Annotated in this window: 19 protein-coding genes; 3 read left to right on the top strand and 16 right to left on the bottom strand. The window is 71.6% G+C overall.

The genetic code is table 11. The annotated features are described in order from the left end of the window. Positions 1-344: 344 nt before the first annotated feature. The 8 genes from Asi02nite_RS13420 to Asi02nite_RS13385 form a co-directional block, all read right to left on the bottom strand. Positions 345-1,517, bottom strand: a complete 1,173-nt coding sequence (locus Asi02nite_RS13420) for a phosphatidate cytidylyltransferase (RefSeq protein ID WP_203712945.1) — start codon at positions 1,515-1,517, stop codon at positions 345-347. A gap of 118 nt (positions 1,518-1,635) precedes the next feature. Further along, a complete protein-coding gene (gene frr / locus Asi02nite_RS13415) occupies positions 1,636-2,193 on the bottom strand; it encodes a ribosome recycling factor (protein WP_203712943.1) in 558 nt (185 codons plus the stop codon). 33 nt (positions 2,194-2,226) lie between these two features. After that, positions 2,227-2,997, bottom strand: coding sequence for a UMP kinase (pyrH, locus tag Asi02nite_RS13410; RefSeq protein WP_203712941.1), 771 nt, complete (start codon positions 2,995-2,997; stop codon positions 2,227-2,229). 120 nt (positions 2,998-3,117) lie between these two features. Next, positions 3,118-3,954, bottom strand: coding sequence for a translation elongation factor Ts (tsf, locus tag Asi02nite_RS13405; protein WP_203712939.1), 837 nt, complete (start codon positions 3,952-3,954; stop codon positions 3,118-3,120). A 69-nt stretch (positions 3,955-4,023) separates the two neighbouring features. Continuing rightward, the gene (gene rpsB / locus Asi02nite_RS13400; RefSeq protein ID WP_203712938.1) at positions 4,024-4,854 is read right to left on the bottom strand and encodes a 30S ribosomal protein S2; all 831 of its coding nucleotides are present in this window, start codon (positions 4,852-4,854) and stop codon (positions 4,024-4,026) included. Between the two features lie 879 nt (positions 4,855-5,733). Beyond that, positions 5,734-6,927 carry a DNA-processing protein DprA gene (gene dprA, locus Asi02nite_RS13395; protein WP_203712936.1) on the bottom strand — a complete coding sequence of 398 codons (1,194 nt, stop codon included), beginning with the start codon at positions 6,925-6,927 and terminating at the stop codon, positions 5,734-5,736. Then, positions 6,920-8,452, bottom strand: a complete 1,533-nt coding sequence (locus tag Asi02nite_RS13390; protein WP_203712934.1) for a YifB family Mg chelatase-like AAA ATPase — start codon at positions 8,450-8,452, stop codon at positions 6,920-6,922. The genes dprA and Asi02nite_RS13390 overlap by 8 nt, the downstream gene beginning before the upstream one ends. A 94-nt stretch (positions 8,453-8,546) precedes the next feature. After that, a complete protein-coding gene (locus tag Asi02nite_RS13385) occupies positions 8,547-8,906 on the bottom strand; it encodes a YraN family protein (protein ID WP_203712933.1) in 360 nt (119 codons plus the stop codon). Positions 8,907-9,070: 164 nt separating this feature from the next. Between Asi02nite_RS13385 and Asi02nite_RS13380 the strand changes: the two genes are divergently transcribed. Together Asi02nite_RS13380 and Asi02nite_RS13375 are read left to right on the top strand one after the other, a co-directional pair. Next, the gene (locus tag Asi02nite_RS13380) at positions 9,071-9,862 is read left to right on the top strand and encodes a hypothetical protein (protein WP_203712932.1); all 792 of its coding nucleotides are present in this window, start codon (positions 9,071-9,073) and stop codon (positions 9,860-9,862) included. 57 nt (positions 9,863-9,919) lie between these two features. Next, positions 9,920-10,852, top strand: coding sequence for a tyrosine recombinase XerC (locus tag Asi02nite_RS13375; protein WP_203712931.1), 933 nt, complete (start codon positions 9,920-9,922; stop codon positions 10,850-10,852). Here Asi02nite_RS13375 and Asi02nite_RS13370 read toward each other — a convergent pair whose 3' ends face one another. Continuing rightward, complete coding sequence (locus tag Asi02nite_RS13370) at positions 10,853-11,350, bottom strand: NUDIX domain-containing protein (protein WP_203712930.1); 498 nt, start codon at positions 11,348-11,350, stop codon at positions 10,853-10,855. It lies immediately after the preceding gene. 81 nt (positions 11,351-11,431) lie between these two features. Here Asi02nite_RS13370 and Asi02nite_RS13365 point away from each other — a divergent pair, with 81 nt between their 5' ends. After that, positions 11,432-12,601: an aminotransferase class V-fold PLP-dependent enzyme gene (locus Asi02nite_RS13365; RefSeq protein ID WP_239126689.1), complete on the top strand. Its 1,170-nt coding sequence runs from the start codon at positions 11,432-11,434 to the stop codon at positions 12,599-12,601. A gap of 118 nt (positions 12,602-12,719) precedes the next feature. On the opposite strand, the gene Asi02nite_RS41575 is transcribed toward Asi02nite_RS13365, so the two are convergent. The 7 genes from Asi02nite_RS41575 to rplS all read right to left on the bottom strand — a co-directional run bounded on the left by Asi02nite_RS41575 (position 12,720) and on the right by rplS (position 17,886). Continuing rightward, complete coding sequence (locus tag Asi02nite_RS41575) at positions 12,720-13,211, bottom strand: murein hydrolase activator EnvC family protein (RefSeq protein WP_373312251.1); 492 nt, start codon at positions 13,209-13,211, stop codon at positions 12,720-12,722. A gap of 611 nt (positions 13,212-13,822) precedes the next feature. Further along, positions 13,823-14,146: a DUF2469 domain-containing protein gene (locus Asi02nite_RS13355; RefSeq protein WP_007075222.1), complete on the bottom strand. Its 324-nt coding sequence runs from the start codon at positions 14,144-14,146 to the stop codon at positions 13,823-13,825. 332 nt (positions 14,147-14,478) lie between these two features. Next, the gene (locus tag Asi02nite_RS13350) at positions 14,479-15,261 is read right to left on the bottom strand and encodes a ribonuclease HII (RefSeq protein WP_203712927.1); all 783 of its coding nucleotides are present in this window, start codon (positions 15,259-15,261) and stop codon (positions 14,479-14,481) included. A gap of 6 nt (positions 15,262-15,267) precedes the next feature. After that, positions 15,268-15,726 (bottom strand): NUDIX hydrolase, encoded by a 459-nt coding sequence (locus Asi02nite_RS13345; protein ID WP_203712926.1) that lies wholly within the window; start codon positions 15,724-15,726, stop codon positions 15,268-15,270. A 112-nt stretch (positions 15,727-15,838) separates the two neighbouring features. Then, complete coding sequence (gene lepB / locus Asi02nite_RS13340; protein ID WP_203712925.1) at positions 15,839-16,495, bottom strand: signal peptidase I; 657 nt, start codon at positions 16,493-16,495, stop codon at positions 15,839-15,841. Next, positions 16,492-17,325: a signal peptidase I gene (gene lepB / locus Asi02nite_RS13335; RefSeq protein WP_203713005.1), complete on the bottom strand. Its 834-nt coding sequence runs from the start codon at positions 17,323-17,325 to the stop codon at positions 16,492-16,494. The genes lepB (Asi02nite_RS13340) and lepB (Asi02nite_RS13335) overlap by 4 nt, the downstream gene beginning before the upstream one ends. A gap of 204 nt (positions 17,326-17,529) precedes the next feature. Then, entirely contained in the window at positions 17,530-17,886 is a 357-nt protein-coding gene (gene rplS, locus Asi02nite_RS13330) for a 50S ribosomal protein L19 (RefSeq protein ID WP_203712924.1), read from the bottom strand. Between the last annotated feature and the right edge of the window lie 361 nt (positions 17,887-18,247).

The raw sequence follows: 18,247 nt of genomic DNA, 5'->3' as shown, positions 1-18,247 counted from the left end.
GGCGGCTCCAGTCTCCCACGACTGTTCGATCACCTTCACCTGCCCGGGTGCCGGATCGGCGATCAAAAGCCCAGGAACCCATTCATCGACGCACGTCCGTGGTGGGCACGACCGCTCGCTCCCGCGCGCACCGCTCGCTGCGCTTCGCTGCCGGGTCCGCGTACCAACGGCTTCTCTATCCGAAAGTCCAGATATGCGGCACGCTGCCGGGGCACAACCTGCCCTAGACGGGTATAGAGCGTGCGAATAACCCATTCAACTCAGCGATCGGCATTTACGACGTACCCGAAACGTCGCTTCACCCACCCACCGTGGCACCGATTACCGGATGACGAACCTCACGGTCAACGGACGGGGGCGAAGATCGAGAGCAGCAGGTACGCGGTCGGCACCGCGAAGAGGATCGAGTCGAGGCGGTCCATCAGGCCGCCGTGGCCCGGGAGCAGGCGGCTCATGTCCTTGACGCCCAGGTCGCGCTTGAGCATCGACTCGGCGAGGTCACCGAGGACCGCCGCCACGCTGATCGCGGCACCGATCAGGGCGCCCCACCAGAAGTCGACGCCGAGCAGGAAGTAACAGCTGATGGCGGTGCCGATCGCCGCCGCGACCAGCGAGCCGCCGAAGCCTTCCCAGGACTTCTTGGGACTGATCGTCGGGGCCATCGGATGACGCCCCAGGAAGACCCCGGCCGCGTACCCGCCGGTGTCGGAGAGGACCACCCCGATCAGGACGACCAGCACGCGGTCGGCACCGTCCTCGGGCACGGCGAGCAGCGCGGCGAAGCCGGCCAGGAAGGGCACGTAGACCGCGATCAGGGCCGACGCGATCAGGTCCCGTTTGAAGCCCTTGGGGCCGTCGGCGAGCCGCCAGACCGTCGCGGCCAGCAGCGTCACCACCAGGCCGAGGAGCAGGGCGTCGGCACCGGCGTACCAGGCCAGACCGATCATCAGCACCCCGCCCGCGATCAGCGGGATCGCCGGCGGGCGGGCCTTCACCTCGCGCAGGGCGCGGCTGACCTCCCAGATGCCGACCGCCACCGCGAGGGCGAGGACGCCGAGGAAGGCGAGCTTGTAGACGTACAGCGAGACCAGCAGGACCGCGCCGAGCGTGACACCGACGCCGATCGCGGCCGGCAGGTTGCGGCCCGCGCGGCTGGTCTTCCGCGCCGTGGGTGGCCGGCCGGGGCCCGCGCGGCGCCGGCCCGGCCCGGGACGGCGCGGCGGGGTCGCGTCCTCGTCGGGACCGTCGTCGCGGCGCCGGTCGGCCCGTGCCTGGTCGTCACCGCGCTGGTCGGCGTGCGGCGTGACCACGGGTAGCGCAGCGGTGTCGGCGGCGAAGCCGTTGTCCTCGTCCCGGCGCGGGTCCCGCGGCGGCGGCTCGACGCCGGGTTGCGTGGGACCGGCCCAGCCGGGGACCTCGAGGTTGGTCTGGAAGCCGCCGGTGTAGTCCTCGGGCGCGACACCGGGGTGCCGCGCCCGCCGCGGGTCAACGCTCGAGTAGGGATCAGAGTAGGACATCTACGCCCCAACCGGGCCCGTCGTTGAACGCCACATGTCGCCGAGCCCCCCTTCGCCTATCGATCTCCTGACCAGGAGGAATCGTGCCGAGAATACTGCACCGGCGACGGCTTCCCGCTCAGACCTCGAGCAGCTCGGTCTCCTTGTGCTTGAGGAGTTCATCGATCTGGGTGACGTACCGGTGGGTCAGGTCGTCGAGCTCCTTCTCGGCCCGTCGCCCCTCGTCTTCCCCGGTCTCGCCGTCTTTCACCAGGCGGTCGAGCTCTTCCTTGGCCTTGCGCCGTACGTTCCGAACAGCGATCTTGGCCTCTTCGCCCTTGTGCCGGGCGACCTTGATCATGTCGCGCCGCCGCTCCTCGGTCATCTGCGGGAGGATGATGCGCAGCTGGTTGCCCTCGTTGTTGGGGTTGACCCCGAGGTCCGAGTCGCGGATCGCCTTCTCCATCGCGCCGAGCTGCGACGTGTCGTACGGCTTGATGATCGCCATCCGTGGCTCCGGCGTGCCGACGGACGCCATCTGGGTCAGCGGCGTCGGTGTGCCGTAGTAATCGATGATGATCTTGGAGAACATCGCCGCATTGGCCCGACCGGTACGGATCGCGGCGAACTCTTCCTTGGCGTGGTTGACCGCGCCATCCATCTTCTCCTCGGCCTCGAGGAGTGTGTCGTCGATCACCGGGTCCGTCGCCTCCTTCTGGGGATGTGGCTCTCAGTTGGCTGTGATCAGGGTGCCGATGCGCTCGCCGGCGACGGCCTTCATGATCGTGTCATCGCCTTCGGCGCCGAACACCAGCATCGGCAGGCCGTTCTCCTCGCAGAGGCTGAAGGCGGCCGCGTCGGCGACCCGCAGCCCGCGGCGGAGCACCTCCGCGAACGTGACCGAGTCGAACTTGCTGGCCGTCGGGTCGGTGCGCGGATCGGCGGTGTAGACCCCGTCGACCCCGTTCTTGCTCATCAACACCACGTCGGCCCGGATCTCCAGCGCGCGCTGGGCGGCGACGGTGTCGGTCGAGAAGTACGGCATCCCGGCGCCCGCGCCGAAGATCACGACACGCCCCTTCTCGAGGTGGCGGATGGCGCGCAGCGGGATGTAGGGCTCGGCGACCTGGGCCATCGTGATGGCGCTCTGGACGCGGGTCTCGATGCCCTCCTTCTCCAGGAAGTCCTGGAGGGCCAGGCAGTTCATGACCGTGCCGAGCATGCCCATGTAGTCGGCGCGGGCCCGGTCCATGCCGCGCTTCTGCAGCTCGGCGCCCCGGAAGAAGTTGCCACCGCCGACGACGACGGCGACCTGGACGTTGCGGCGGACGACGGCCGCGATCTGGCGGGCCACGGCCTGCACGACGTCGGGGTCGACGCCGACCATGCCGCCGCCGAACACCTCACCTGAGAGCTTGAGTACGACCCGGCGGGGTCTTCCCGGGGGCGGCGCGGTGGGGTCCTCGACCGCCCACGTCGACTCGCCTGCCACGTCCGTCATCCGACCGCCTTTCGTCGCGCTTCGGCACCGGGTAGGTCGCGGTGCCACCGTGATCTCGCAAACCACCGGCGGCGGCCGGTGGTGCGCCCCCGCCCGGTGGGACGGGGGCGCGACGGCCGGTCAGGCCTGGCCAACCTCGAAGCGGACGAACCGCGTGACGTCGATGCCAGCCTCGCCGACGACCTGCTTGACGGTCTTCTTGTTGTCGGCGACCGAAGACTGCTCCAGCAGCACGAAGTCCTTGAAGAAGGCGTTGGTACGGCCCTCGACGATCTTCGGCAGCGCGGCCTCCGGCTTGCCCTCCTCGCGAGCGGTCTGCTCGGCGATGCGACGCTCCGACTCGACGACGTCGGCCGGCACCTCGTCACGGGTGAGGTACTTGGGCCGCATCGCGGCGATCTGCATCGCGACGCCACGCGCGTCGGCGTCGGCGGCCTCGTCGTTCTTGCCGCCGTACTGCACCAGCACGCCCACCGCCGGCGGCAGGTCCTGGCTCTTGCGGTGCAGGTAGACCGCGACCGCGCCGGCGTCGTCGAGCACCGCGAAGCGGTTGAGCACGAGCTTCTCGCCGATCTTGGCGGAGGCCTCCTGGACGGTGTCGGCGACGGTGCGGCCGTCGGCCAGCGTGCTGGCCAGCAGCGCCTCGACGTCGGCGACACCCGACTTCTCGGCGTGCTCGACGAGCTGCTGAGCGAGCGCGATGAAGTCGGCGTTCTTGGCGACGAAGTCGGTCTCGCAGTTGAGCTCGAGCAGCGCCCGGCCGGAGTGGGCGACCAACCCGTTGGCGGCGGTACGCCCGGCGCGCTTGCCGACGTCCTTGGCACCCTTGATCCGGAGGACCTCGACGGCCTTGTCGAAGTCGCCGTCGGCCTCCGTGAGCGCCTTCTTGCTGTCCATCATGCCGGCGCCGGTGAGATCGCGGAGCTTCTTGACGTCCGCGGCGGTGAAGTCAGCCATGACTCTCTCTTTTGGTGGTTAGTGGGGGTCGTGGCCGGGCCCGCCCGGTGGGGCGGACCCGGAACCAGCTCATTCCGCGGCGACCGGCGCCGTCTCGTCGGCCTTCTTCTCGGCACCCTCGAGGAGCTCGCGCTCCCACTCGGCCAGCGGCTCGTCGGCCGCGACCACACCCGGCTCCGGCTTGTCGTCGCCACCACGCTGGCCGCGACCCGACCGCGCGATCAGACCGTCGGCAACGGCGGCCGCGACGACCTTGGTCAGCAGCTCGGCCGACCGGATCGCGTCGTCGTTGCCCGGGATCGGGAAGTCGACCTCGTCCGGGTCACAGTTGGTGTCCAGCACTGCGATGACCGGAATGCCCAGCTTGCGGGCCTCGTCAACCGCGATGTGCTCCTTCTTGGTGTCGACGACCCAGATGGCCGCCGGGACCTTCTGCATGTCGCGCAGGCCGCCCAGGGTGCGGGTCAGCTTGATCTTCTCGCGCGAGAGCTGCAGGGTCTCCTTCTTGGTGTAGCCGGCCGCGGTGCCGCTGAGGTCGCCGAGGGCCTCGAGCTCCTTCATCCGCTGCAGCCGCTTGTAGACCGTCTGGAAGTTGGTGAGCATGCCGCCCAGCCAGCGGTGGTTGACGTAGGGCATGCCGACCCGCGACGCCTGCTCGGCGATGGCCTCCTGCGCCTGCTTCTTCGTGCCGACGAACAGGATGCTGCCGCCTTCGGCGACGGTGCCACGAACGAACTCGTACGCCTTCTCGATGTAGTCGAGCGTCTGGCGCAGGTCGATGATGTAAATACCGTTACGCTCGGTGAAGATGAAGCGCTTCATCTTCGGGTTCCAGCGCCGGGTCTGGTGCCCGAAATGGACACCGCTTTCCAGCAGCTGGCGCATGGTCACAACGGCCATGGTGGGGCGCTCCTCGTGTAGTCCCTGGTTGTCACGCCGGCCGGTCGGCCGAGCGTCCTGGCGCCCAGTCGCCGGCCATGGTGGGCCCAATCGAAGATCAGGACCAGGGGACCGTCGCTCACCTCGAGCCACAAGGACGCGAACGCGAGAAGGGCGCGCGAGGTCGACCGCCCTGCGGCGGTCGCCAAAACCCAAGTGTACGCCGTCTGCCCGCGCGCCCCTTCCCCGCCCAGGTGGGTGCTTCCCGGGGCCCGCGACGGGGGTGGCCCATCGAGACCGCTGTTGCCAGATCCACGCCCGTGACCGCTGCGACCTCAGCGGCGGGCGGGGCTCCCGGCTCCGCTCGATGCGGCCTGCAGCGGTCGGACCGCTCGGACTGATCAAGGTGGCGGGGAGGGGTCGGACAGCTCCCGATCCAAGCGTGCCAGCTTCGTGGCGTGGCGAAGTTGCAGCCCGACGCTCCGCGACGCGGCGAACAACGCCCGGGCACGTGACCGCTCGGATCGCCGGCGGGCGGCTGCTTCGGTCGCCGCCCGGATCCGCTCGTTCATCTCGTCGTCCGTCAGATTAGGTCATCTCGGCTCTCTCCCTTCGAGCAGCGGGTCAGACCCGCACGGCCGGGCCGCGCACACGAGCTCGATCACGTCCGCCGCCACCGCGCGGACCGCCAGACACCACACCACCGGCCCGCGCGGACCGGCCCGGCCGTGGCGGGCCCGCCCAAGCCGGAGCCGGCCGCGACCCGTGCCGTCCCGGGCTCGGTCGCCCGCGACGCCCGGCCGGTGGGCGGTCGCGGTAACGGCGGCTCGCCCCCGGCCCGCAGATTCGGCGGTCGCGGTCACGGCGGCTCGCCCCCGCCCGCCGGCTCGGCGGTCGCGTTCACGGCGGCTCGTCCTCGGCCGGCCGCCGGGACGGCGGCGTCAGGGCGTAGCCGCCGTCGCGGCGCATGACGAAGCCCAGCGTCTCCAGCAGCGTGAGCTTGCGCAGCGCCGTGCGGATGTCGATGCCCGCCCTGATGGCCGCCGCGTCCGGCGTGACCACCCCGCGCCTCGGCAGGGACTCCAGCAGGAACGTCGCCTGGTCGTCGAGCTGGTCGCGCGGCCGCTGCGGCCCCTGCGCGGGCGGCGCCAGGTCGGCGCCGATCCGGCCGACCTCCTCCAGGACGTGCGCGACGTTGGCGACCAGCCGCGCCGACTCGTGCTGGCGCAGGATCTCGTGGCAACCCACCGACATCGCCGAGGTGACCGGGCCCGGGACCACCAGCGCCGGGCGCCCCATGGCGATCGCGCGGCGGACCGTCTGCGTCGCGCCGCTGCGGGCCGCCGCCTCGACCAGGACCGTGCCGCGGGTCGCGGCGGCGATCACCCGGTTGCGGATCAGGAACCGTGGGCGCAGCGGGTCGGCGCCCGGCGGCCACTCGGTGACCAGCAGGCCCGTCTCGGCGATGCGGTCGAAGAGGGCCGTGTTGGCCACCGGGTAGGCGCGCTCGATGCCGCACGCCAGCACCGCGATCGTCAGCCCGCCAGCGGCCAGCGCTCCCCGGTGCGCCGCCGCGTCGATGCCGAAGGCGCCCCCGGAGACCACGGACCACTCGCGTTCGGCGAGGCCGTAAGCCAGGTCCGTCGCCACGTGCTCGCCGTATGCGGTGGCGGCCCGCGAGCCCACGATCGCCACCGACCGGTCGAACGCGTCGACCAGCGGCCACTCGCCGCGAACCCACAGGCACAGCGGCGGCGCCAGCTCGCGGTCGACCCGACGGTCGGCCACCGACAGCTCGACGTGCTCGAGCGCGTCCAGGCCCGTCGGCCACTCGTCGTCTTCCGGGACGACCAGGCGGGCGCCCAGCCGGGCCGCCGTGGCCAGCGCCGCCTCGGCCGCCGGGCGCGGGTCGCCGGCGCCGAGCCGGGCCCGGACGGCGTCGCGCGTCGCGTCGTCGGGGATCTCGCCCGACAGGGCCAGCGCCAGCGCGGTGCGCGGGCCGTGCCGCGCCACCAGCCGGTGCACGGCGCGCGTGCCGGGCTCCGCGAGCAGCGTCAACGCGACCCGGGCGAGGCGGGTCTCGGCGTCAGCCATCGAACCTCCGCCCACCGCCGGTGCGGAGCGCCAGCGCCTCCTCGACGTCGTCGAAGACCGGCCGGTCGCGACCGTCCAGGTCGGCGATCGACCAGGACAGACGCAGCACCCGGTCGAAGCCGCGGGCCGAGAGCGACCCGCTGTCGAGGCGCCGGCGCAGCGAGACCGTGTCGCGCAGCGGCAGCCGCCACGGTGGTTGCCGCAACCGCGGCCCCGGGACCTCGGCGTTGACCCGCCACCGCTCGGTCAGCCAGCGCGCCGCCGCGGCCGCACGGGCCTTCGCCACCCGCTCCCCCACCAGGGCGGACGGCTCGCCGCCCCGGTTGACGACGAACAGGTCGGCCGCGGTGACGGGCATCAGCTCGATCTGCACGTCGATGCGGTCGAGCAGCGGACCCGATAGCCGCCCCAGGTAACGCCGCCGGGCGATCGGGGTGCACTCGCAGCTCGCCGAGCCCTGAGGTTTCGCGCACGGGCACGGGTTGGCGGCGATGACCAACTGGACCCGCGCCGGGTATTCGGTGGTGCCGCCCGTGCGGCTCAGCACCACCCGACCCGACTCGAGCGGCTGCCGGAGCGCCTCCAGGGCGCGGCTCGCGAACTCGGGAGCTTCGTCGAGGAACAACACGCCGCGATGTGCCAACGAGACCGCGCCGGGACGGGCCAGGCCCGAGCCGCCGCCGACGAGGGCGGCCAGTGTCGCCGAATGGTGCGGCGCCTGGAACGGCGCGCGGCGCAACAGGCGACCGCCGACCGGGAGCAGTCCGGCCACCGAGTGCAGCGCCGAGACTTCGAGCGCGGCGTCGTCGTCGAGCGGCGGCAGCACCGACGGCAGCCGTTCGGCCAGCATCGTCTTGCCCGCTCCCGGCGGACCGAACATCGCCACGTGGTGACCGCCCGCCGCGGCCACCTCGAGTGCCCGCCGGCCCAGGGCCTGACCGGCCACGTCGGCCAGGTCGGGCATCGGCGGCTCGGGTGGCGCGGTGCCGGACGGCGGGTCGAGCAACTGGCCGCCGGACCGGACGAAGGCGACCAGCCGGTGCAGCGTCTCGACAGCCTTCACCGTCACGCCGGGCACCACGGCCGCCTCGGCCGCGTTGGCCAGCGGCACGACCGCGCGGCGCACGCCCGCCCGTAGGGCGGCCGCGACCATGGGTAGCACCCCGCGCACGGGTCGCACGCTTCCGTCGAGCCCTAGCTCGCCGAGCAGCACGACACCGTCGAGGGCGGCCAGCGGTAGTTCGCCGGCCGCCCCCAACAGCGCAGCCGCGATGCCCATGTCGAAGGCGGAACCGTGTTTGGGCAGGGTCGCGGGCAGCAGGTTGACGGTAACGCGCCGGTTGGGCCACTGCTCACCGGAATTGACGACCGCCGCCCGGACCCGATCGCGGGCTTCGGTGAGCGCCGTGTCCGGTAGGCCGGACATGACGACCGCGGGCAGCCCGGCGGAGAGATCGGCCTCGACCTCGACGAGATGCCCGGTGACACCGACCAGGCCGACGGACAACACCTTCGCGTAGCTCACGACGAAGACGGTGCCGGAAACGGACGGTCGGCGGACGGCCCCTGTGGACAGCCGAAGGGCTGTGGACAACGGCCAGGCCGCGCGCGGAAACGTGCTAGAAGGCGCCGCGGATGTGGTCGATCTCGACGGTGCCCGGCCGCTGGACCAGCACCGCGATCACGTCGAACCGGACCTCTCGCGGACGCGCGCTGTGGACCGCCAGCCACCGCGCACCGAGCCGGCGTAGCCGCCGCGCCTTGGCCGCCACCACCGACTCCGCGGGTAGCCCGAACGCCCGCCCCCGGCGCGTCTTCACCTCACAGAAGACCAGCGTCTCGCCGTCCCAGGCGATGATGTCGATCTCACCGAGCGGGCAGCGCCAGTTGCGCGCGACCACGCGGAAGTTCTGGTCGGCCAGATGCTGCGCGGCCTGCCGCTCACCCCAGGCACCGACCGCTCGTCGTACCACCGTCATGGCCCGACGATGCCGAACCGCAAGAGGCCACGGACAACGCCTGTGGACAGGCCGCCCTGTGGAAAACCGGCGGTCGACGCGCCGCCGGCTGCTACGGGACCGGGATCACAACCCCTCGGACCCGCGATTGCAGCGTCGCGGCCATGTCGAATAGCGTGCGGCCCGTGGACGGACGACGCGGATACCCAGACGACGAGCAGCAGCAGCGCTGGAGCGACGACGATCGCGGCTTCGGCGAGGAGACCTGGCGGGGCGGCACCGAGCGCGCCGCCGAGCCGTCGTTCAACGGCTTCGCGGGCGGCTTCGAGCGCGAGCCGCGCTGGCCCGACAGCGGGCAGGACCAGCCGTCGTGGAACACCTCCGCGCGCCCGTTGCCGGCCGATGGGGTGCGGCGTCAGATCGACGATCCACCGCAGCGGGGGTACGGCGCGGAGCCGGCCGGCCCGGCCACCGGCGAGTTGCCCCGGCCCGCCCAGGCGGAGGTCCGCCTGCCGCTCGGCGAACCCGTGCCGGCACCGCTGCCCCTGCCCGACCCCATGCCGCCCACACCGGGACCCGACCCGGCGAACCTCAACATGCCCACCGGCCTGATGCCGCCGATCACGCCGCGTGAGGACCCGATGCGCCGCCCCGCGAGCGCGCCGCCGGCGAGCGACGGCGTCTACCGCACCCGTCGCCCCGCGCTCGCCCTCGTCTACGGCGTCGTTACCGCGATCTTCGAGATCGGCGCCCTGCGCATCTTCTTCGACTCGATGTTCGGCGGTGACCTGGTCATCTCGGGCATCGTGTCGGGGATGATGCTCATCGCGGGCCTGCCGATGCTCGCGGCCGGCCTCTACAGCGCGTCCACCGGCGGCGCCCGGGTCGACGGTCCCGGTGCCTGGCTTCGCCCGCCCGCGCTCTACCTGGTCGTCGGCCTCGGCCTGCTGATCGCCGGCGGTGTCGCGGCAGGCTGACCCGCGCCCGGCGCGTCGGCTTGACGGCGACACGCCACGGCGGCGACCGTCACGGTGATGGGCCGGTCGACGCAGGCACTGCACGAGGGGCTGCCGCCCGCGATGCGCGAGGCGGTCGACGAGTTCGCGCGGCACCTGTCACACGTCGAAAACAGATCGACACATACGGTACGCGCGTACGTCGGTGACGTCGTCTCGTTGTTGGACCACGCCGCCCGGATGGGCTGTGCGACCCCGGCCGACCTGGACATCACCGTGCTGCGCAGTTGGCTGGCCCGGCTGCGTACGCTCGGCGGCGCCCGCACCTCCCTGGCCCGACGCGCGGCGTCCGCGCGCACGTTCAGCGCGTGGGCCCACCGCGGCGGCCTGCTTGAGACCGACGTGGGCGCGAAGCTGGCCACGCCGAAGGCCGATCGCGACCTGCCGGCGGTGCTCCGCGCCGACCAGGCGACCGACCTGGTGCTGGCGCCAGGCGAGGAGGCCGCGCCGACCCTGCTGCGCGACCGGGCGGTGCTGGAACTGCTCTACGCGACCGGCATCCGGGTCAGCGAGCTGTGCGGCCTCGACCGGGCCGACGTGGACGCGGGCCGGCGGGTGGTGCGCGTGCTCGGCAAGGGCGGCAAGGAGCGGTCCGTCCCCTTTGGACAGCCGGCGCAGGAGGCGCTGGAGGACTGGCTCCGGCTGGGCCGGTCGTCGCTGGCCGGGCCGGGCAGTGCCGACGCGCTGTTCCTCGGCGCCCGCGGGGGCCGGCTGCAACCGACGGTCGTGCGGCGCCTGGTCAGCGCGTACGCCCGGGCAGCCGGACTGCCGCACACCACCCCGCACGGGCTGCGCCACTCGGCCGCGACCCACCTGCTGGACGGCGGCGCCGACCTGCGGGCGGTGCAGGAGCTGCTCGGGCACGCCTCGCTGGCGACGACACAGATCTACACGCACGTCTCGATGGAGCGGCTGCGGGCCGCCTACCAGCAGGCGCACCCAAGGGCCTGATCAGGCCGTGACCCGCTCCGACAGGTAGCGGGTCAGCACCCGGGCGTGCAGGTCGAAGGCCATGTCGGCGGTGTCGCGGGCGACCACCCACCCGCTGACCTCGGCGTTGGGCGCCGACGCCGGCAGCGCCGCCGCGGTCGTAGCCGGCAGCAGGCCGAAGATGAGCACCGTGCCGTCGGGCGCGCTGTGGACGTCGAACAGGACGACGTCGGATTCCGCGGCCGCGATGCCTGTCTCCTCGCCGAGCTCGCGCGCCACCGCCCGCTGCCACGACTCGCCGTGGTCAACGAAGCCGCCCGGCAGGGCCAGCAACCCGACGCGCGGCGGGATGGCTCGTCGGATCACGAGCACGCCGTCGTCGACGGGCAGCAGCGCGACCGCGACCGGCACCGGATTGCGGTAGGTGGTCTCGCCGCAGGCCGCGCAGACCCGCGGCCAGGGCTGGTCGGTCGCGTAGGCGGCGCCGCAGTACGAGCAGTGCGAGTCGCGGGACGGCATGACCGCAGCCTATGCCCGTGGTGACCATCCGCCCGCCGGCGACGCGGCCGGCTCGTACGATCATCCCTATGAGGACCGCCCGTGGCTGACTCGCCGACCCCGATCCCCGGCGCCCGGCTGCTGTTCTCCCTGGACCCCGCGGTCGCCCATCTCAACCACGGTTCGTTCGGCGCGGTGCCGCTCAACGTGCAGCGCGTGCAGCAGCGACTGCGCGACGAGGTCGAGAGCAACCCGCTGCGGTTCTTCGACCGCGGCTTCTTCGACCGGGTCACGCACACGCGCCGGCATCTCGCCACGTTCCTCGGCGCCGACCCGGACCGGACCGCGCTCGTCGGCAACGCGACCACGGGCATCGCGATCGCGCTGCAGTCGATCGGTCTCGGCCCCGGCGACGAGGTCATGACGACCACGCACGGGTACGGATCGATCTCGTACGCCGTCGAACGCGAGTGCGCCCGGACCGGTGCCACCGCCGGTCTGGTCACGTTGCCGCTGCGGGCGAGCGAGACCGACGTCGTGGCGCTGATCCGCGCCGCCCTGCGACCCGGCCGGACCAAGCTGCTGATCGTCGACCAGGTCACGTCCGCGACCGCGTACCAGCTGCCCGTCGCGACCATCGCCACCGTCGCCGCCCGCTTGGGCGTCGCCGTGCTCGTGGACGGCGCCCACGCGCCCGGCATGCTGCCGATCGAGGTCGACCGCATCGGCGCCGACTTCTGGGTGGGCAACTTCCACAAATGGGCGTACGCACCGCGCGGCACCGCCCTGCTCAGCGTCGCCGAACGCTGGGTCGACCGGATCCAGCCGCTCGTCGTGTCGTGGTTGCAGCCGCTGGGCTTCCCCCAGAACGTCGAGTTCCAGGCGACGCTGGACTACACACCGTGGCTGGCCGCGCCCGCAGGCCTGTATACGTTGCGCAGCCTAGGCATCGACCGCGTGCGCGAGCACAACGCCGCGCTCGCCGCCTACGGCCAGCGGGTGATCGGCGCGGCCCTGGGCCTGTCGCCGGACGAACTGCCCGACCCGGGCGGACCGGATGTGCCCATGCGCCTCCTCCCACTGCCCGAGGGCGTCGCGACGACCCAGGACGAGGCGGTGGCGCTACGCGAGCGCATCTCGGACGAGCTCAGGACCGAGGTCAGCCTCAACGCCTGGAACAACCGCGGCTGGCTCCGGATCTGCGGCCAGGTCTACAACCACGCGGACGAGTACGAACGCTTCGCCGAACGCCTCCCCTCCCTCCTACGCTGACGCCCCAACCCAACCGCCGGCACCTGCGGATCAACGCGGCCAGTGGCTGGCATCCCGGCCGATCAACGCGGCCTGAGACCTGACCGTCCCGCCGACCAACGAGCCCGCGCGGTGGGCACTAGATCGGTAACAGTCGAACCCGGAAGCCGAGCAACAGCAGCGGGTCGAGATATTCCATGCCCCGGCGCAGACCCCAGTGCAGACAAGCGGCCGCTGGGCAGCCGGGATGGCCGGCCTCGAGCACGCCGATCGGGTCGCCGGCCGTCACGCGGTCACCGGGACGGACCACCGGGGACACGGGTTCGTAGGTCGTGCGTAGGCCGTCGGCATGTTGGACGCTGATCACCGGGCGACCGGCCACCGGACCGGCGAAGACGACCTCGCCCGCGCCGGCGGAGTACATCGTCGCACCGGGCGCGGAAGCGAGGTCAACGCCGCGGTGGCCCGGCATCCATGGTCTGGGCGGCCCGTCGAACCGCCGGGTGATCCGCAACGGCGGCTCGACTGGCGGCCCGAATCCATGTCGCGCCTCTGCTGGCGCCGCACGCACGGGGACCGCGTCCGCGAGGTCGGCGCCCGCGGGGCCTGCGGCCGCAATGCCGACGCCCAAGACGTTGGCGCCTATGAGATCGGCGCCCGCACGATGGCGGCCCACAAGGCCCACGCCCGCCAGGTCACCGCCCGCGACCTCAGCGTCCGCACGGCGAACGCCCGCGAAGCCTATGCCCGCAAAGCCCACGCCCACGAGGTCGGCGTCCGCCGAGCTCACGTTGACCGTGAATGCGAGGCCTGCGACCGCAGGACCAGCGCTCCCGAGATCAGCGCCCGTGAAGCCGCAAGCCGCGCTCCCCGGTGGTCGCCCACCGACAACGCCGACCGGCACCAGCCGGGCCAGCAGTCGATCAGGGCCGACACCCGAGACGACCTCGACCACACCACCCGGGCTAGCCGGCGCCACCACCCAGGACCGCAACCCGCGGACCCCAGCCCCCGCGAGGGCAGATCCGTACCCCGCCCCCGCCGGCGGTGACAACCCGACCGGGACGACCAACGCCACCGCGACCACCAAGGCCACGGCAGCAAGGGACAGCGCCGCTTTACGAAGTGCGTGCCATGTCATGCATGGCAGCCTCGTCTCGGCGTGGAGGGGCGGCAACGCCGTCTATGGCTGCCTGTGGATTGTGGATTGCGGCCCGTCGCGGGCCCGGGTGTGCTAGGCGGTCAGCCGCCGAAGCCTGAGTCGGCCGGGAGGGAGATGTCGGGCTTTTCGAGTTCTTCGACGTTGACGTCCTTGAAGGTCATTACCCGGACATTTTTGACAAACCGGGCGGGGCGGTACATGTCCCAGACCCAGGCGTCGTGCATCTCGACCTCGAAGTAGACCTCGCCGTCGGAGTTGCGCACGTGCAGGTCGACCTGGTTGGCCAGGTAGAAACGGCGCTCGGTCTCGACGACATAGGAGAATTGGCGGACGATATCGCGGTATTCCCGGTAGAGCTGCAGCTCCATCTCGGTCTCGTATTTCTCGAGATCCTCTGCGCTCATCGCTCTCCGCCCTTCATGGCACCATCTTCCCCCACCAGCGTGGGCGGCCGTAGCCGCTCGCCGGACGCCACGCCGACGGTACCCCCTGGGGACTCCGCGCGCCTTACCGGATCCGGACGGGCGAAAACGTCACCCGATGGGCCGCCTCGGACAGTCCGGAAAACGCCAAGATCAGCGGAAAACCCGCCCGGATCACGCTCTGATCCGACCCGACGATCCAGATCGGACCGGACGCCCGGACCGTCCGAAACGCGGCGTCCGGCCCGGGGAATGACGTCGATCTCCGGACCGCGACGACGCCGATCCGGGAGTGACGCAAACCACCCCACCGCTCAGAGATCCAGCTCCGCCGCACCCAGCTCCGCCGGATCCAGCGACGCCGGATCCAGGTCCGGCACCACCTCACCGCCCAGCTTGGACGGATCAGTCAACACCCGCGGGCGCCGGCTGCGCGGCGGCCGCGAGTCCCGCCCCGACGCATTCGCGACATTGATGTACGAGAACCGGTGCTCCGCACACGGACCGTGCTCGGTCAACGCCGCATTGTGCTCGGGCGTCACGTACCCCTTGTGCTCCGAAAAGCCGTAATCCGGGAACTGCCCGTCCAACTCGACCATGATCCGGTCCCGGGTGACCTTGGCGAGCACGCTGGCCGCCGCCACGCACGCGGCGACGCGGTCGCCCTTCCAGACAGCGAGCCCGGGTACGCCCATGCCGTCGAGCGGGAAGCCGTCGGTCAGCACGTACTCCGGCCCGACCGGCAGCGACGCCAGCGCGCGCCGCATCGCCAGCAGGTTGCACACGTGCAGGCCGCGGGCGTCGACCTCGGCGGCCGGGATGACCACCACCGAGTACGCGAGGGCGCGCTTGACGACCTCCTCGTAGATCCGGTTCCGGGCCAGCGGCGTCAGCAGCTTCGAGTCGGCCAGGCCCTCGATCTCGCCGCGCTTGCCCTCCGGCAGCACCGCCGCCGCGGCCACCAGCGGACCGGCGCACGCGCCCCGGCCGGCCTCGTCGGCCCCGGCGACGTGCCGGAAACCGCGCCGCTGCAACGCCCGCTCGAGGGCGTACAGGCCGCCCTCGCGGCGTACCACGGTGCGCGGTGGTGTCAGCACGGCGGATCAGTCCTTCCCCAGCACCCGGCGCAGCACGGTGGTCAGCTCGTCGGGGTAGTACCGCTCCTTCGTACGCTCCAACTCGGCGATCGACCACCACCGGTGGTCGATGATCGAGTCTTTCTCGATCTCGTCGAAGCCGGCCGTGTCGACGACCCACGAGGCCACGCGGAGGAGGAAGAACTCCTGCTGCTGCCGGTACCAGACACCGTCGAAGGGGAACTCGGTCGTCTCCCGGAAGACCGGCTTACCGAGATCCACGGCGGGGCGGACCAGCCCGGTCTCCTCCGCGAGCTCCCGGACGGCTCCGGCCACGGCGGGCTCGTCGGGCGCCAGGCCGCCACCGGGCGTGAACCAGTAGCGATGCTCCGGCCGCCCCGGATCGACACCGTGGAAGAGCAGGACCCGCTCCGCACCGTCGACCAGCAGCACCCGCGCGGCGCGGCGCGGCTGGAACTCGGTCACCGAGCCAGCTTAGGCCCGACCCCGAACCGATCCCGAGCGAGGTTCGAGACGACCGACACGAAACAAGACAGGACCCGCACGACGCGGGTCCTGTCTTGAAGATGAAGGAGGCTCAGTTGGCCGCGGCCGGCGCCGGAACCCCGTCGAACGTCTCGGGCACCGACAGCCACTTGCCCCGCCCGAAAGGCCAGAACACGACGAACGCCCGCCCCACCACCGACTCCTCGGTGATCGTCGAGATGATCGGGTCGCCGTTGCTCTGCTTCCAGTGCTCCAGCGAGTCGCCCGACGCGGCGCGGTGGTCGCCCATCACCCACAGGCGGCCCTGCGGCACCGTGAACTCGAAGGGCTGGTCGGCGGCCGGGTCGCTGACACCGTTTTCCGTGAAGAGGTAGGGCTCGTCCAGCGAGTGCCCGTTGACCTCGAGGCGCTTCTGGTCGTCGCAGCACTTCACCGTGTCGCCGCCCACGGCGATGACGCGCTTGATGAAGTCCTCGTCGTCCAGGCCGCTGCGCCACTCGGACGGGGCCTTGAAGACCACGATCTCGCCGCGTTCCGGGGAACGGAAGTCGTACACGATCTTGTTGACCAGCACCCGGTCGTCGACGTCGAGCGTGTGCTCCATCGACGGCGACGGGATGAAGAACGTCTGCAGCAGGAAAGCCCGCACCAGGACAGCGACCAGGATCGCGACGCCGAGCAGGATCGGCAGTTCTTTCCAGAAGGACGAGCTCTTGGCCGGCTTCTGGGGGAGCTGTTCCTCAATCACGGACGGAGCCTACGTTGCGGGTCTGGGAGTCCACGTCGGGAACGCGCCAGAAAAAGGGCGGACGCGAAGATTGGCATCGTGACGACAATGTCTCCCTTTCCTGGCAATGGGACCTCGGACGCGGGAATGGGGGCACCGGTGCCGCCGCCCGCGCCACCACCCGGAGGTGCCGGGATCGCGTCGAAGGTGTCCGGGACCGAGAGATTGGCCCACCGGTCCTGCGGCCAGACGATGACGAACGCCCGCCCCACCACGTTGTCGACCGGGATCGGCCCCTGGCACCGCGCGTCCTGCGAGACGCCGCGATGGTCACCCATCACGAAGAGCTGGTTCGGGGGCACGACGACCTCGGCGAACTGCCGCGACCGGCACTCGCCCGCGGCCGGCGCGACGTCGAGCGGCGAGTTGTCGTAGATGTAGGGCTCGTCCAGGCCCTTGCCGTTGACCATCACGCGACCCTGGTCGTCGCAGCAGCTGACCCGGTCGCCACCGACGCCGATCACGCGCTTGATGAAGTCCTTGGCACCGGGCCGGCTGACGCCGATGAGGTCGCCGAACGTACGCCCGATCTTGCTGAAGAGGCCCGGGTCGCCGCCGTCCACCGGCTGCGGCGCCCAGGCCTCCGGGCCCCGGAACACGACGACCTCGCCGCGCTTCGGATCCCGTACGTCATAAACGATCTTGTTGACCAGGACCCGGTCGCCGACGAGCAGCGTGTTCTCCATGGACCCGGACGGGATGAAGAACGCCTGCAGCAGGAGGCTGCGGATCAGCACCGCCAGGCAGAAGGCCACGATCAGCAGCAGCGGAAGCTCCTGCCAGAGCGGCATCTGCACCCGGCGCCGAAAGCGGCGCCGGGGTTCCTGGCCGATATCGCCTCGCTCCACGACGCGCCTCTCCCCAGGTCAGCCGAGCGCCCGCGAACGGACGCCGCCGTCTGTCGACGGCACTACCGCCCGAGGCGCTTTCCGATCGAGAGGCCTCGTGGGGGCTAGCCTAGCCGGACGAGGCGACCGCATCGCGAGTGGCGAGAGTCAGCTCGGCTGCTTCTCGCGCTTCTCCTTGATCTTGGCCTTCTTGCCGCGCAGCTCACGGAGGTAGTAGAGCTTGGCGCGCCGCACGTCACCGCGGGTCACGACCTCGATCCGGTCGATCGCGGGGCTGTTGATCGGGTAGGTGCGCTCGACGCCGACGGCGAAGCTCATCTTGCGGACGGTGAACGTCTCACGCAGGCCCGCGCCCTGGCGGCGGATGACCACGCCCTGGAAGATCTGCACACGGGACCGGTTGCCTTCGACGACTCGCGCGTGCACCTTGACGGTGTCACCGGCGCGGAACTCCGGAAGGTCGGACCGCTGCGACTGGGCGTCGAGGGCGTCCAGGGTGTTCATCTCTGATTCCTTCGGCTATGACGGCACACCAGGTCGATGTGCGACGGGTGATGCTGATCCCCCACCACTTCGAGGGATCCTCGCGGTCGTCCACGGCGTGGTCGAACAGCGGCAAAAAGCAACCCCACTACTTTGCCATAACCCAGCCGCGTTCAAGAAATCAGGTCCCCGCAGAGGCGAACGATCAAGAGCCGGATCCGGTCCCGGGTCCGCCGTGGGCGCGACCGTCGCTCCCGCCGGACACCGCTCCGCTGCCAGGTCCGCGGCGGGTCGCCAGCCGAGATCTAGGAAAATGGATGCTGCCGCAGCAGCAGCGATCTACCAAGATCTGGCACGCGAAGCGTGCGGAGGGTGCGCGGGC

This window comes from Asanoa siamensis, from assembly GCF_016862555.1.
Taxonomy (GTDB): domain Bacteria; phylum Actinomycetota; class Actinomycetes; order Mycobacteriales; family Micromonosporaceae; genus Asanoa; species Asanoa siamensis.
Note: the sequence above shows the minus strand (reverse complement) of the source record. Positions and strands in the feature narration are given on the sequence as shown.